The organism is Micromonospora sp. PTRAS2 (assembly GCF_054052245.1).
The window spans coordinates 103,044-117,516 of the sequence record NZ_JBSWBU010000002.1 but is presented as its reverse complement, the minus strand read 5'-3'; the positions used below and the strand labels follow the sequence as shown (position 1 = coordinate 117,516).

Sequence of the window (14,473 nt, the reverse complement as noted above, 5' to 3'; positions counted from 1 at the left end):
GGGGCCCGCCGCACCGGCGGGCCCCGACCAGGTTGCGCCGGGTCAGACCGAGATCCGGCCCGCGCCCGCGCCGCCCGTCACGATCGACTTGACGCTGCTCGCGCTGTCGAGGGTGTACGAGTACGGGATGCTCTTCACGCTGCCGCCGGTCTGGCCGCTGCCGGAGCTGACGAAGTAGTTGTTGCGGGCGACCAGGGTGCCGGGCCCGGAGCTGCCCTCGCCGAGGTGGAACGGGTCGCTGACGCTCTCGAAGTAGTTGCCCTCGACGAGCACGCCGGCGCTCATGGTGGAGGCCACGCCGTAGCCGCTGTTGCGGTAGTAGTAGTTGTTGTAGACGTGCACCGGGTTGCCGAAGCGGACCCGGGGGTGGCGCTGGGTGCTCGCGTCGAACCAGTTGTGGTGGTAGGTCACCCGCAGGTGGCCGGTGTCCTGGCTGGCGTTGTCGTCGCTGTGCCCGAGCAGCATCGACTTGTCGTGGTTGTAGACCCGGTTCCACGACACGGTGATGAAGTCCGAGCCGCGCTTGATGTCGACCGCGCCGTCGTAGCCGCCGGTGAAGGTGTTGTGGTCGACCCAGACGTTGGTCGCCGACTCCTGCACGTTGATCGCGTCGTCGTTCCAGCTCCTGAACGTGATGTTGCGGATGATCACGTTGCGGTCGCCGCTGATGTTGAAGCCGCAGCCGGAGATGGTCGCGCCCGGGTTGCCGAGGATGGTCTTGTTCGACCGGACCCGCAGCATGCCGGTGCAGGAGATGGTGCCGGAGACCCGGATCACCGCCGCGCTGCTGGATCCGACGGCGGTGGTCAGCGCGGAGGCGCTGGTGACCGTGGTGGTCGCGGCGCTGCCGCCGCCCGTGGTGCCCCCGTTCTGGGTGGCCCAGCCGACCAGGTCGGTGGGGCCGGCCGAGGCCGGGGCGGTGGCGACGGTGAGGGCTCCGGCGACGAGGGCGGAGGCGGTGGCGGCTGCGGCGAGCAGCGTGGTGCGACGTCGTGCCGTGATGCGCATGTGCTTCCCTTCGGTGGTCGCGGGTGCGCGGACCGGTCGGCCGACCGCTGACGCCGGTGCCCGGTGCGGCGTCTGGGTCGGCCGGAGACGGTGGTCCGGGTCCCCGCCGGTGTGGACTGCCCTGGGGTGAGAAGCGGCTCCCGTGCTGGCCCGCCGAAAGACTCAGGCAAGCGCTTTCCGATGTAAACAGAGACATAGATCGATGTAAACCCTTTGTGCCGACCATCCCGACCTGCGCAAAGATCAGCGGCCGGCACCCGTGTCGGGTGCCGGCCGCCGTCATGCGGTGACGCGCGGGCTCAGCAGGCCACGCCGTTCAGCTTGACCGTGCCGGGCGCCGAGGCGGACCCGTTGGCGGTGAAGCCGACGGTCACCGAGGCGCCCGCCGCGAGCGACGCGGACCAGGCCGGCGCGGCGGCCGTCACCGCCGTGCCGGACTGCGTCACGGTGGCGTTCCATCCGCTGACCAGCGTGACCCCGGCCGGCCAGTTCCAGGTCACCGACCACGGGTTGACCGCCGACGAGCCGCCGTTCTTCACGGTCAGCTCGCCCTGGAAGCCGCCCGCCCACGAGTTGACCTGCTTGTAGGTGGCGGTGCAGCCACCGGCCGGCGGCGGCGTGGAGGTCGGCGGCGGGGTGGAGGTCGGCGTGGGCGTGGGCGTCGGGTCGGTGGGCGTCCGGGTGGGCGTGGGCGTGCCGGTCGGGTCGGCCCCGCCGCCCAGCGGCGCGATCAGGTACGGCTGGAGGATCGCCTGCTTCGCGGTGTTGACGTTGGTCCAGTCGTCCAGCGCGATGCCGCCGGTGTCACCCGAGTTCGGGTTCCACGACCAGTAGGTGAACGACATCCCGTTGACCCCGGTGCCCGTGTACGCCATCAGGTTCTCCAGCCACACCTTGTCGCGCGGGTCGGCCAGGGTGCTGCCGAACTCGCCCATCATGATCGGGGCGATGTTCTGCTTGTAGAGGTATCCCCAGTACTTGTCCCAGATCGCCGGCAGGTTCGCCGGGTAGTCCGGGGCCTTGAACCAGTTCTGCTCGTAGACGCTGGTGGCGTACTCGTGCGGGGAGTAGACCAGCCGGTTCGCCACGTTCAGCCGGACGGGGAACTGCCCGGCCTTGGACAGGTTGCCGCCCCACCAGCCGCAGTCCTCGTCGTTGCTGGGGTCGTTGTCCCAGACGTCCGACAGGCCGCCGCTGGGGCAACTCACCCCCTCGACGAAGATCAGCCAGTTCGGCTGCACCCCGAGGATCGCGTTGCCGGCCCGCTCGGCGGCCAGCCGCCAGTCCCGGGCGGTGTCGCCGCAGCCCCAGCAGGCGCCGGTGGCCGCCGGGTTGGTGCCCTCGGCGTGCGGCTCGTTGTGCAGGTCAGCCCCGATGACGGTCGGGTTGTTCGCGTACCGCTGGGCCAGCATCTTCCAGTCGTTGATCCAGGTCGCCTCCGAGACGGTGGAGGTGTACCAGAGCGGCGACTGCCCGGCCGCCGTCGGCCGGTGCCGGTCCAGGATGACCCGCATCCCCTTGCTGCCCGCGTAGGCGATGACCTTGTCGAGGATCTGCAGCGGCGACAGCCCCACCAGGTCGGGGTTCACGAAGTCGTTGATGCCGCTGGCCGTCGCACCCGGCTTCAGCGCGTCGTTCGAGTACGGGATGCGCAGCGTGTTGTAGCCGAGGCGGGCCATCGTGTCGAGCTGACCGCGCCACGGGTTGTTCGACCACAGACCGTGGAAGGTCTTGTTGTCGGTCTCCATGCCGAACCAGTTGATGCCGGTCAGGCGGACCGTCGCGCCGGTGCTGTCGACGATCTTGCTGCCGTTGGTGTGCAGGTAGCCGGTGCCGGTGCCGCCGGTGGCGGCGGCTGCCGGCGCGGTGCCGACGGCGGCGGCGACGAGGACGCCGGCCGCGGCGGTGGCGAGCGCGGTGAGCGCGCCGCCGAGGGCGGTGGATCTGTGCATGCGAACTCCACTTCGGATGCCGGCGGCCGCACGGGGCGGCGCGGGCGGGGAACCAGGGGGAGGGCCGTCGCCCGGTGCCCGCAGGGCGGCGTGCCGACCGGCAGGCACGGGGTGCTGCCGACCGGCGTGTCGACGGGCAGGCACGGGGTGCCGACCCGGGACGCGCGATGCGGGGATACGACGGCGACGTGGACGCAACTGCTCGCGGTGAACCGGCGACGCGCGACGGCGAACCCGCCGTCGGTGCCCCTCGCGCCGGTGCTGCTACCTAGCTCCGCGGACCATTGTCATCAGCTCACCTGGATGCGTCAACCTGCGGGGGACTCGCCCCGGACAGCCGGAAGCCCCCGGCCCCGCATGGGGGACCGGGGGCTTCCGGGACGGTCAGCTCAGCCGGCCTGCTCCGCGAGCTGGAGGAACTGCCGCTTCGACGCGAGCGCCTGCTCGGCCTCCTTGATCCGCCGGTTGTCCCCGGCGGCCTGGGCCCGGGCCAGCCGCTCCTCGGCCTCGGCCACCTGCGAACGCATCTGGGCCAGCAGCGGGTTGTCCTCCTTGGTGGTCCGACGCCACGCCGAGTCCATCACCTCGCGGACCTTGTCGTCGATCACCCGCAGCCGCCGCTCCAGCCCGGCGGCGGCCTCCCGCGGCACCCGGCCGGCCTCGTGCCACTGCGCCTGGATCTCGCGCAGCTTGGCCTGGGCGCCCTTCGGGTCGGCGTCGACGTCGAGCGCCTCCGCCTCGGCGAGCAGCGCCTGCTTGCGCTCCAGGTTGGCCCGCTGCTCGTTGTCCCGCGCCGAGAACACCTCGCTGCGCCGGGTGAAGAACGCGTCCTGGGCCGCCCGGAACCGTTCCCAGAGCTTCTGCTCGGCCTCCTTGGCGGCGCGCGGGGCGGCCTTCCACTGGTTCATCAGGTCCTTGAGCTGGTTGGCGGTGGCCGCCCAGTCGGTGGAGTCCCGCAGCTTCTCGGCCTCGGCGACCAGGTCCTCCTTGACCTGCTGTGCCTGCTTGCGCTGCGAGTCCAGGGAGGCGAAGTGCGCGCCCCGGCGGCGGGTGAAACCGTCCCGGGCGGCGGCGAACCGCTTCCACAGCTCGCCGTCGACCTTCTTGTCGACGCCCCGGATGGTCTTCCACTCGTCGAGGATCTCCTTGAGCCGGTCCCCGGCGGTCTTCCAGCCGGTCGACTCGGCGGCCAGCTTCTCCGCCTCCTCCACGAGGGCGGTCTTGCGCGCCAGGGCCTCGCCCCGCGCGGCCTCCCGTGCGGCGCGCGCCTCGCCCGCCTTCTCCTCGGCGACCGCGGCGAGCTTGTCCAGCCGCGCGGCCAGGGCGTCGATGTCGCCGACGACGTGCGCCTCGGCCAGGGAGGCGCGGATCCGGCGGATCGTGGTCAACGAGTGTCCGGCGTCCGCCGCGCCCGAGTTGAGCCGTGCCTCGGTCAGGTCCACCTCGGTGACCAGGTCCGCGAAGCGGCGGGCGAAGTGGGCCAGTCCCTCCTCCGGAGCGCCCGCCTGCCAGGATCCGACCACTCGCTCGCCCTCGGCGGTCTTGACGTACACGGTGCCGTCCGCGTCCACCCGTCCGAAGGCCGTCCAGTCGCTCATGTGCCCATCCTCGTTCTCCCGGCGTCGACGGGCCAGGGCCCGCGAGCGCCGCCACGGCGCAGCAAAGTTACTCCCGGCATTGTCACAGGTCCGCCCCCGTCCGCGTCGAGCGCCTGTCGTCGACCGTGACCATACGGTGTCCTAGCCCCCCGATGACCGGATCGGCGCGGGGACGCACCGGCGGGTCCCGCTACGGTGAACGGGTGCCTCTGGTCGCCGCCGCCGTCTGCCCCCACCCGCCCCTGATCGTGCCCGAGCTGGCCGGCGCCGCCGCCGCTGAGCTGGACGAACTCCGCCGCGCCGCCGACGCCGCCGTGGCCCGGCTGCTCGTCTGCGCCCCCGACGGGCTGGTGCTGCTGGGCACGGGGCCGGCCACCGGGTGGATCGCGCCGCCGGCCGTCGGCTCCTTCCGCCCCTGGGGAGCGGACCTGTCCGTCCCCCTCCCGGCGGGGTTCCACGACGACAGCCCGCTGCCGGCGCGTGCCGTCCCGGTCGCCGGTGACGCCCCGGCGACGGCGGACGCCCCCACGCTCCCGCTGAGCCTCGCCGTGGGCGCGTGGCTGCTCGCCCGGCACCGGGTCGGGGTGCCGGTCGACGCCGCCCAGGTGGCCGCCGCGGCGACCCCCGCCGAGCTGGCCGCGCTGGCCGGGCAGGTGCACCGGCACCGCCCCCGGGTGGCGCTGCTGGTGCTCGGGGACGGCTCGGCGTGCCACGGCACGAAGGCCCCCGGCTACGCCGACCCGCTCGCGGGAGCGTACGACGACGGGGTGGCCCGGGCCCTGGCCGGCGCGGACGCCGAGGCGCTGCTCGGCCTCGACCCGGCGGTGTCGGCGCGGCTGAGGGTCGCCGGGCGCGCGCCCTGGCAGGTGCTGGCCGGCGCGGCCCGGGCGGCGGGCGGCGACTGGCGGGGCGACCTGACCTACCACGACGCGCCCTACGGCGTCGCCTACTTCGTGGCCACCTGGGAGCCGGCGTGACCGCGGGCAGCGACGGGCGTGCCGGGCGCGGCACCGTCGTCGCCGTCGTCGGGCCGACCGCCGCCGGGAAGTCGGCGCTGAGCATCGCCCTCGCCCACGCCCTCGGCGGCGAGGTGGTCAACGCCGACTCGATGCAGCTCTACCGGGGCATGGACATCGGCACGGCGAAGCTCACCCCGGCCGAGCGGGACGGGGTGCCGCACCACCTGCTCGACATCTGGCCGGTGACCGAGCCGGCCAGCGTCGCGGAATACCAGCGGCTGGCCCGCGCGGCGGTCGACGACATCCTGGCCCGCGGCCGGGTGCCGCTGCTGGTCGGCGGCTCCGGGCTGTATGTGCGGGCGGTGCTGGAACGGTTCGAGTTCCCCGGCACCGACCCGGCGCTGCGCGCCCGGCTGGAGGCGGAACTGGCGGCCGCCGGCCCCGCCCCCCTGCACGCCCGGCTGCGCGCGGCGGACCCGGCGGCGGCCGAGGGCATCCTGCCCGGCAACGGCCGGCGGATCGTCCGGGCCCTGGAGGTCATCGAGCTGACCGGTGCCCCGTTCACGGCGGCGCTGCCCGAACCCACCCCGTACTACCCGTCGGTGCAGCTCGGCGTCGACCTGGACACCGCAGCCCTCGACGAGCGGATCGCGCTGCGGGTGGACCGGATGTGGGCCGACGGCCTGGTCGCCGAGGTCCGGGGCCTGCTCGACCGGGGGCTGCCCGAGGGCCGCACGGCCAGCCGGGCACTCGGCTACCAGCAGGTGCTGCGCTTCCTCGCCGGCGAGCTGACCGAGGCCGAGGCGCACGACGAGACGATCCGGGCCACCCGGCGGTTCGTCCGCCGGCAGCGCTCCTGGTTCCGGCGCGACCCGCGGATCCACTGGCTGGACTCCGCCGACCCGGGGCTGGCCGAGGCGGCCCTGAGTCTCGTCGGCGCGGTTGCGCGATGATGGGGGCGTGGAGTTCACCAAGGGACACGGCACCGGCAACGACTTCGTCATCCTCCCCGACCCGGACGGCGCGCTCGACCTGACCCCGGGCCTGGTAGCGGCGCTGTGCGACCGGCGGCGGGGCCTCGGCGCGGACGGCGTCCTGCGGGTGGTGCGGGCCGCCAAGCACCCCGAGGGGACGGGCCGGGCCGGCGAGGCCGAGTGGTTCATGGACTACTGGAACGCCGACGGCTCGTTCGCCGAGATGTGCGGCAACGGCGCGCGGGTCTTCGTCCGCTACCTGCTGGAGCAGGGGCTGGCCGCGCCCGTCGACGGCACCGTGCCGGTGCTCACCCGGGCCGGCCTGGTGCGGGCCCGCGTCGAGGGCGACGACATCGCCGTGGAGATGCGCCGCCCCCGGCTGTACGACACGTCGACCGCCGCCCTGGGCGGGCTGACCCTCACCGGCACCGCCGTGGACGTCGGCAACCCGCACCTGGTCTGCGCCCTGCCGGCCGGGCTGGAGTTGGGCGCGCTCGACCTCACCCGGGCCCCCGCCTTCGACCCGGCGATCTTCCCGGCCGGGGTGAACGTCGAGTTCACCGTCCCCGGCGACCCGGTCGACGGCACCGACGGGCACGTGCTGATGCGGGTCCACGAGCGGGGCTCCGCCGAGACGCTGTCCTGCGGCACGGGCGCCTGCGCGGTCGCCGCGGTCGCCCTGCGTGACGCCGGCCGGGACACGGGCACGATGACGGTCGACGTGCCCGGCGGTCGCCTGACGGTCACGGTGACCGACGACTCCTGCTGGCTCGCGGGCCCGGCCCTCCTGATCGCCACCGGCACGGTCACCCCGACGACCCTGCCCCACTGACCTCCCGCCCCCGCCCGGGCCGGGCTCGGGCCGGTGATCAAGAGAGAAGCGTCAGGGTTGACCTCGACGATGACGCAAACCTCTTGATCACCGAGGCGAACCGGGGGGACGTGGGGTGGGTCAGGGGGTGGCGCTGGCGGCGGCGGCGATCTCGGGGAGGTCCGCCGGGCCCGGGTCGGCGGCCGGCGGGGGAGTCGCGGCGGCGGGGGTCTGCGCGGCGGCGCGGACGGCCGCCGCGACCGCCGGGGCCACCCGGGAGTCGAAGACGCTGGGCACGATGACCGTCGGGTTGATCTTGTCTTCGCCGACGACGTCCGCGATGGCCCGGGCCGCCGCGATCGCCATCTCCTCGGTGAACTCCTCGGCGTGCGCGTCGAGCATGCCCCGGAACACGCCCGGGAAGGCGAGCACGTTGTTGATCTGGTTGGGCTGGTCGGAGCGGCCCGTGGCGACCACGGCGGCGTGCTTGCGCGCCTCCCGGGGGTCGACCTCCGGGTCGGGGTTGGCCAGCGCGAAGACGATCGCGTCCTTGGCCATCGTGGCGATGTCGTCGCCGGTGAGCAGGTTGGGCGCGCTCACCCCGATGAACACGTCCGCGCCGCGCACCGCCCCGGCCAGGTCGCCGGAGTAGTTCTCCTTGTTGGTGTTCTCGGCCAGCCACTGCCAGGCCGGGTTGAGCCCGGGCAGGCCGCGGTGCAGGGCGCCCTGCCGGTCGTACGCGATGATGTCGCCCACGCCCTGGCGCAGCAGCAGCTTCATGATCGCGGTGCCGGCCGCGCCCGCGCCGGAGACGACCACCCGCACGTCCGCGAGCTGCTTGCCCACGACGCGCAGGGCGTTGGTGAGCGCGGCCAGCACGCAGATCGCGGTGCCGTGCTGGTCGTCGTGGAACACCGGGATGTCCAGCGCCGCGCGCAGCCGAGCCTCGATCTCGAAGCAGCGCGGCGCGGCGATGTCCTCCAGGTTGATCCCGCCGTACGCGGGCGCGATCGCCTTGACGATCGCCACGATCTCGTCGGTGTCCTGGGTGTCGAGCACCACGGGCCAGGCGTCCACCCCGCCGAAGCGCTTGAACAGCGCCGCCTTGCCCTCCATCACCGGCAGCGACGCCGCCGGCCCGAGGTTGCCCAGGCCCAGCACCGCCGAGCCGTCGCTGACCACCGCGACCGTGTTGCGCTTGATGGTCAGCCGGCGGGCGTCGGCCGGGTTCTCCGCGATCGCCATGCAGACCCGGGCCACCCCCGGCGTGTACGCCCGGGACAGCTCGTCGCGGTTGCGCAGCGCGACCTTGGAACTCACCTCGATCTTGCCGCCGAGGTGCAGCAGGAACGTGCGGTCGGACACCTTGCGCACGTCCACCCCGTCCAGGGCGGTGAGCGCGTCCACGACCTGGTCGGCGTGGCCGGCGTCGGCGGTGTCACAGGTGAGGTCGACCAGCACGTGGGTCGGGTCGGAGTCGACCACGTCCAGCGCGGTGACGATCGCCCCGGCCTCGCCGACGGAGGTGGTCAGCCGGCCGATCGAGGACGCGTCCGCCGGCACGGAGATCCGGATCGTGATCGAGAATCCCGCGCTCGGAAGTCGGGTGATGGCCACAGGATTCCCTCCGTCAACGCTGATCGGGGTCGGTCGTACCTCGCCCGCATTTCTACTCGCCCGCCCGGATCGCGGAGCACTCACCCCCACGTTCGGTGGTCCACGCGACGGGCATATAGCGGGTGCGTCCGGCGTTGACACGTGTCAGGATTGGTCGTACGCGACAGAATCCGTCGCCACGGCATATAACGGACAGGAGGCGCGGCTTGCGCGACCAGGAGACCTACGTACCCTTCACGGACGACGAGCTCGAGGCGACCACCGGGGAGTTCGAGCTGTCGGAGCGGCAGGCGCTGCGGCGGGTCCCTGGCCTCTCCACCGAGCTCACCGACATCACCGAGGTCGAATACCGCCAGCTCCGGCTGGAGCGGGTCGTCCTCGTCGGGGTCTGGACCGAGGGCACGCAGACCGACGCCGAGAACTCCCTCACCGAGCTGGCGCTGCTCGCCGAGACGGCCGGCTCGCAGGTCCTCGAAGGGCTCATCCAGCGCCGCAGCCGCCCCGACCCCGCCACCTACATCGGCCGGGGCAAGGTCGACGACCTCGGCGCGGTGGTGCTCGCCAGTGGCGCCGACACGGTGATCTGCGACGGCGAGCTGTCGCCGTCCCAGCTGCGCAACCTGGAGCAGCGCACCAAGGTCAAGGTGGTCGACCGCACCGCCCTGATCCTCGACATCTTCGCCCAGCACGCCAAGAGCAAGGAGGGCCGGGCGCAGGTCGAGCTGGCCCAGCTCGAATACCTGCTGCCCCGGCTGCGCGGCTGGGGCGAGACGCTGTCCCGGCAGACCGGTGGCTCCGGCCGCGGCGGCGGCGCGGGCGGCGGCGTGGGCGTCCGCGGCCCCGGTGAGACCAAGCTGGAGACCGACCGACGGCGCATCCGGCACCGCATCTCCCGGCTGCGCCGCGAGATCAAGGCCATGCGGACGGTACGCCAGACCAAGCGCGCCCGCCGGTCCCGCAACGCGGTGCCCGCCGTGGCCATCGCCGGCTACACCAACGCCGGCAAGTCCAGCCTGCTCAACCGGCTGACCGGCGCCGGCGTGCTGGTGGAGAACGCCCTGTTCGCCACCCTGGACCCGACCACCCGCAAGGCCACCGCCCCCGACGGGCGGATCTACACCCTGTCCGACACCGTCGGCTTCGTCCGGCACCTGCCGCACCAGATCGTCGAGGCGTTCCGCTCGACGCTGGAGGAGGTCGCCGAGGCCGACCTGGTGGTGCACGTCGTCGACGGCACCCACCCCGACCCGGAGGAGCAGGTCCGGGCGGTCCGCGAGGTGCTGGCCGAGGTCGGCGCGGACCGGCTCCCCGAGCTGCTGGTGGTCAACAAGACCGACGCGGCCGACGAGGAGACCCTGCTGCGGCTCAAGCGGCTGTGGCCCGACGCCGTGTTCGCCTCGGCCCGCTCGGGGCGGGGGATCGACGAGGTGCGGGCGGCCATCGAGACGCGGCTGCCCAGCCCCGCCGTGGAGGTCCGGGCCGTGCTGCCGTACGACCGGGGGGCCCTGGTCGCCCGGGTACACCGGCAGGGCGAGGTGCTCAGCTCCGCCCACCTGCCCGAGGGCACGATGCTGCACGTACGGGTCAGCGAGGCGCTCGCCGCCGAACTGGCGCCGTTCGCCACCGACGAGGGGCGGGTCGCCGCTGCCGCCCGGTGAACCCGGGCCCGGCACGGAATGCGACAGCGAGGGGCACACCGGACCACCGCGACGGGCGGTCCGGCGTGCCCCTCGCGTTTACGCGGGCATGCGACACTGACCCCATGCGCCGCGCTGTTTCCTCGGTCACGGTTGCCCTCGGCCTGCTCGGGGCGACCGTGGCGCTCACCGGAGTCGCCCTGGCCGCGCCCGCCCCCGGGGCCGCCGCCGCCCCCGAGCCGACCCCCGGCAAGAAGCGCTGCGCCGTCACCGACGAGCGGCTGCGCGAGCTCTCCGGCCTGGTGGCGACGAAGAGCGGCTACGTCGTGATCAACGACGGCACCACCATCGAGGACCGCAAGCGGGTGTTCTTCCTCGATACCAAGTGCCAGGTGACGAAGGAGGTCCGCTACTCGGGCAACGGCCCGCTCGACACGGAGGACCTGGCGCTCTCGCCGGACGGCGGGAAGCTCTGGATCGGCGACATCGGCGACAACATCACCAGCACCCAGCGCCGGGAGCGGGTCGCGGTGTGGAGCATGCCGGCCGACGGATCGACCCGGCCGGTGCTGCACCGGCTGTCGTACCCGGAGAAGAAGCCGCACGACGCCGAGGCGCTGCTGATTGGCGACGACGGCAAGCCGCTGATCATCACGAAGGTGGCCAGCGGCAAGGCCGAGATCTTCACCCCGGAGGGCAAGCTCAACAGCGGCGACACCGACCCCGTGCCGATGACCAGGGTCGGCGAGATCTCGCTGCCGAAGACGAACACCCCGAACGTGCTCAACACCATCGGCCGGGTCGCCATCACCGGCGCCGCCCGCTCGCCCGACGGCAAGAAGGTGGTGCTGCGCACGTACGCGGACGCCTTCGAGTACGACGTCTCCAGCGGCGACATCGTCGGCGCGCTGACCGGCGGCAAGCCCCGCGTCACCCCGCTGTCGGACCCGTTCGGCGAGGCGATCTCCTACACCCCCGACGGCAAGTCGTTCGTGACCGTCTCCGACGGCGGCGAACTGGGCGAGGACGAGGCCATCGAGATCCTCGCCTACACCCCCGCCACCACCGGTGCCGAGGCGTTGACCGGCGGCGACGCCGGCCCACCGAAGCCGGCGGCGGAGAAGTCGTGGATGGAGGGGCTGAGCCTCGACGAGATCACGTACCTCATCGCGGCAGTCGGCGTGATCGGCGCGCTGATGGTCGGTGCCGGCATCGTCGGGATCCTGCGGGCCCGGCGGCGTCCCGCACCGCCCGACGACCCGGCGGGCGACGCCGACCTGCCGGAGCGCGACGAGTTCCCGCTCAACGCCGGTCCGGGCGGACCCGCGCGGGGGCGGCCGGTCGAGGACCCGCCGCCGGGCGGCGGCCGGGGCCGGGGCGGCGTCTACGGCGGAGCGCCGGCGGGCGGTGGCGGCTACCCCGCGACCCCGGCTGCCGCCGGCGGGCCGCGCCCGCCCTCCGGCGGCGTGTACGGCGGTGCGGCCCGCCCGGCGGGTGCCGCCCGCCCACCACAGGGCGGCGGTGTGTACGGCGGCGGCGGAGGGCGGCCCGCCGGCGGCGGCTACGGCGGCGGGCAGCCCGGCGGCGTTCCCCCCGGCCGGGGCGGCGGGGCGGCGCAGCCGGACCGGCCGGCCCAGCCGGGCCGTGGCGGGGTCTACGGCGGGCGGGCCGAGCCGCCCCGGCGCGGGCGCGACCCCCGGGACCCCCGGGACCCACGCGGAGGACGACACGGCGACGGCGGGCCCGGCGACGAGCGCGACGGCTACGGCCAGCCGCCCGGCGGAGGCCGCGAATACCGGGGCGACCGCTACTGACCGTGGTCACGCCTCGACGCGGGGTCGGGCTTCAAGGTCGGGGCGATCGCGGCGGCGACCGCCGTTGATCTTCCGGCCCGGGTGCGCGGGCACCCGGGCCGTTCCTCGCGGGGCCGGCGCCCTCCGGCTACCCGTCGGCCGGGGCCGGGGGCCGGCAAACCGTCAGATGCGGCGCAGGACGGCGACGACGCGACCCATGATGGTGGCGTCGTCGCCCGGGATCGGGTCGAAGGCCGGGTTCTGCGGCATCAGCCAGACGTGGCCGTCGCGGCGGCGGTAGGTCTTCACGGTCGCCTCGCCGTCGAGCATCGCGGCGACGATGTCGCCGGCCTCGGCGGTCGGCTGCTGCCGCACCACCACCCAGTCGCCGTCGCAGATCGCCGCGTCCAGCATCGAGTCGCCCTTGACCTGGAGCATGAAGACCTCGCCCTCGCCCACCAGCTCGCGGGGGAGGGGGAAGACGTCCTCCACCGCCTGCTCGGCGAGGATGGGGCCACCGGCGGCGATCCGGCCGAGCATCGGCACGTACGCCGGGGCGGGGCGCTGCGAGCGGCTCGCCTCGTCGTCGAGGGTGTCGCTGGGAGTCCGCACGTCCACCGCGCGCGGGCGGTTCGGGTCGCGCCGCAGGAAGCCCTTCTTCTCCAGCTCCTTGAGCTGGTAGGCGACGCTGGACGGGGAGACGAGGCCGACGGCCTCGCCGATCTCCCGCACGCTCGGCGGGTAGCCGTGCCGCTCGACCCAGGTGCGGATGAACTCCAGGATGCGGCGCTGCCGCGCGGTCAGGTCGACCGTGGCCGGGTCGGGGAAGCTGCTGACCACCGGGGTGACCGGACGCACGGCCGGCTGGGCGGCCCGGCTGCGCGCGGCGCGGGGGCGCCGGGTGGCCGGCGGACCCGCCTCGGTGCTCTGCTGCGGGTTCTTCGGCCGGCTGGCCCGGTCCTCGGTCACGTCCGTCCTCCCTGGTCGGCGCTCGGTGCCCGGCGGCTCGGGGGCTGTGGGGTCGGAGCCGCGCGCGGTTGCCTCGACCGGTCCGCGTGGCTCGCCGGCCCGGTTGTTCTTGACCGTATAGGTGAGATCGGTCATTTTCAAACATCTGTACGACCTTCGTCGGCGTGTCGGACTCGAAAAGCGGGAAATCCGAACGCCTGTTCTGATAAATGGTACGCGCGCTCGAACGTCAGTTCGACGTTCGCCCTGCCCGGCCCTCGTTCGAGGGCTGGTCGGCCGCAGGGCGTGACCGGGAGGACGCATGCCGCGTTGGGGCTTTCGGCGGTCCTGCGGAGGGGGTGTCGACGTGATTCTGGCGACGCGCCGGACACGCCCCGGCGAACTTGACCACGGTCCGCCGGACGCATACGGTCAACCCCTAGATGTAGTAGTCACACGGGCGTAAGTCGCCTACAGGTTGGGTTCGACTACCGACCGCACTCCCCGCTACCGCACCCGGTGGTGGTCCCCGAGCGGGGCCGGCGCCGCGGTTTCGCGTGCCCGGGGATGCCTGTCGGCCCGCCGTCGATGAAGGAGGTCAGGCGATGCGGTGCCCATATTGCCGGCACGCCGACTCCCGGGTCGTCGACTCGCGGGAGGCCGACGACGGCCAGCTGATCCGGAGGCGGCGGTCCTGCCCCGAGTGCGGCAAGCGGTTCACCACCGTCGAGGAGGCGGTGCTCGCCGTGGTCAAGCGGAGCGGGGTGACCGAGCCGTTCAGCCGCATCAAGATCGTCGGTGGGGTGCGCAAGGCGTGCCAGGGGCGACCGGTCGACGAGGACTCGATCGCCCTGCTCGCGCAGAAGGTCGAGGAGACCATCCGGGCCAAGGGGGCCGCCGAGATCCCCAGCCACGACGTGGGCCTGGCGATCCTGGGCCCGCTGCGGGACCTGGACGAGGTGGCCTACCTGCGCTTCGCCAGCGTCTACCGCTCGTTCGACTCCCTCGCGGACTTCGAGCGCGAGATCGAGACCCTACGGGCCGCCGCCCGCGCCCGGGAGGGCGCCGGGGCCGGCGACGGGGCGGCCGCGGCGGGGGCCGCCGGCCGTACCAATTGATTTTCCTGGTTTCTGACAGTTTGGACGCGCGGCGGGTGACCGCGCAGACGAGGGGGCG

General features: G+C 73.8%; 11 protein-coding genes. 6 read left to right on the top strand and 5 right to left on the bottom strand.

The window, feature by feature from the left end; genetic code table 11:
• Nucleotides 1-42: 42 nt before the first annotated feature.
• The 3 genes from ACVMYR_RS06470 to ACVMYR_RS06460 form a co-directional block, all read right to left on the bottom strand.
• On the bottom strand, nt 43-1,008 hold the full coding sequence (locus ACVMYR_RS06470; protein WP_077936768.1) for a pectate lyase family protein: 966 nt from the start codon (nt 1,006-1,008) through the stop codon (nt 43-45).
• A gap of 299 nt (nt 1,009-1,307) precedes the next feature.
• Nucleotides 1,308-2,960, bottom strand: coding sequence for a cellulase family glycosylhydrolase (locus ACVMYR_RS06465; protein WP_077936769.1), 1,653 nt, complete (start codon nt 2,958-2,960; stop codon nt 1,308-1,310).
• A gap of 389 nt (nt 2,961-3,349) precedes the next feature.
• Entirely contained in the window at nt 3,350-4,558 is a 1,209-nt protein-coding gene (locus tag ACVMYR_RS06460; RefSeq protein ID WP_077936770.1) for a DUF349 domain-containing protein, read from the bottom strand.
• Between the two features lie 152 nt (nt 4,559-4,710).
• Between ACVMYR_RS06460 and ACVMYR_RS06455 the strand changes: the two genes are divergently transcribed.
• The 3 genes from ACVMYR_RS06455 to dapF are packed head-to-tail and all read left to right on the top strand — an operon-like array spanning nt 4,711 to nt 7,323.
• On the top strand, nt 4,711-5,535 hold the full coding sequence (locus ACVMYR_RS06455; protein WP_457121341.1) for a hypothetical protein: 825 nt from the start codon (nt 4,711-4,713) through the stop codon (nt 5,533-5,535).
• On the top strand, nt 5,532-6,470 hold the full coding sequence (gene miaA / locus ACVMYR_RS06450) for a tRNA (adenosine(37)-N6)-dimethylallyltransferase MiaA (RefSeq protein ID WP_457121340.1): 939 nt from the start codon (nt 5,532-5,534) through the stop codon (nt 6,468-6,470). The genes ACVMYR_RS06455 and miaA overlap by 4 nt, the downstream gene beginning before the upstream one ends.
• 7 nt (nt 6,471-6,477) lie before the next feature.
• Nucleotides 6,478-7,323, top strand: coding sequence for a diaminopimelate epimerase (dapF, locus tag ACVMYR_RS06445; protein WP_457121339.1), 846 nt, complete (start codon nt 6,478-6,480; stop codon nt 7,321-7,323).
• Nucleotides 7,324-7,443: 120 nt separating this feature from the next.
• Here dapF and ACVMYR_RS06440 read toward each other — a convergent pair whose 3' ends face one another.
• Nucleotides 7,444-8,919 (bottom strand): NAD-dependent malic enzyme, encoded by a 1,476-nt coding sequence (locus ACVMYR_RS06440; protein ID WP_091277321.1) that lies wholly within the window; start codon nt 8,917-8,919, stop codon nt 7,444-7,446.
• A 206-nt stretch (nt 8,920-9,125) separates the two neighbouring features.
• Between ACVMYR_RS06440 and hflX the strand changes: the two genes are divergently transcribed.
• Complete coding sequence (gene hflX / locus ACVMYR_RS06435) at nt 9,126-10,577, top strand: GTPase HflX (protein WP_091277320.1); 1,452 nt, start codon at nt 9,126-9,128, stop codon at nt 10,575-10,577.
• Between the two features lie 104 nt (nt 10,578-10,681).
• Nucleotides 10,682-12,370: a hypothetical protein gene (locus ACVMYR_RS06430; RefSeq protein ID WP_457121338.1), complete on the top strand. Its 1,689-nt coding sequence runs from the start codon at nt 10,682-10,684 to the stop codon at nt 12,368-12,370.
• 162 nt (nt 12,371-12,532) lie between these two features.
• On the opposite strand, the gene lexA is transcribed toward ACVMYR_RS06430, so the two are convergent.
• The gene (lexA, locus tag ACVMYR_RS06425; RefSeq protein ID WP_043962489.1) at nt 12,533-13,318 is read right to left on the bottom strand and encodes a transcriptional repressor LexA; all 786 of its coding nucleotides are present in this window, start codon (nt 13,316-13,318) and stop codon (nt 12,533-12,535) included.
• 584 nt (nt 13,319-13,902) lie between these two features.
• Between lexA and nrdR the strand changes: the two genes are divergently transcribed.
• Complete coding sequence (nrdR, locus tag ACVMYR_RS06420) at nt 13,903-14,415, top strand: transcriptional regulator NrdR (RefSeq protein WP_043962490.1); 513 nt, start codon at nt 13,903-13,905, stop codon at nt 14,413-14,415.
• Nucleotides 14,416-14,473 lie beyond the last annotated feature (58 nt).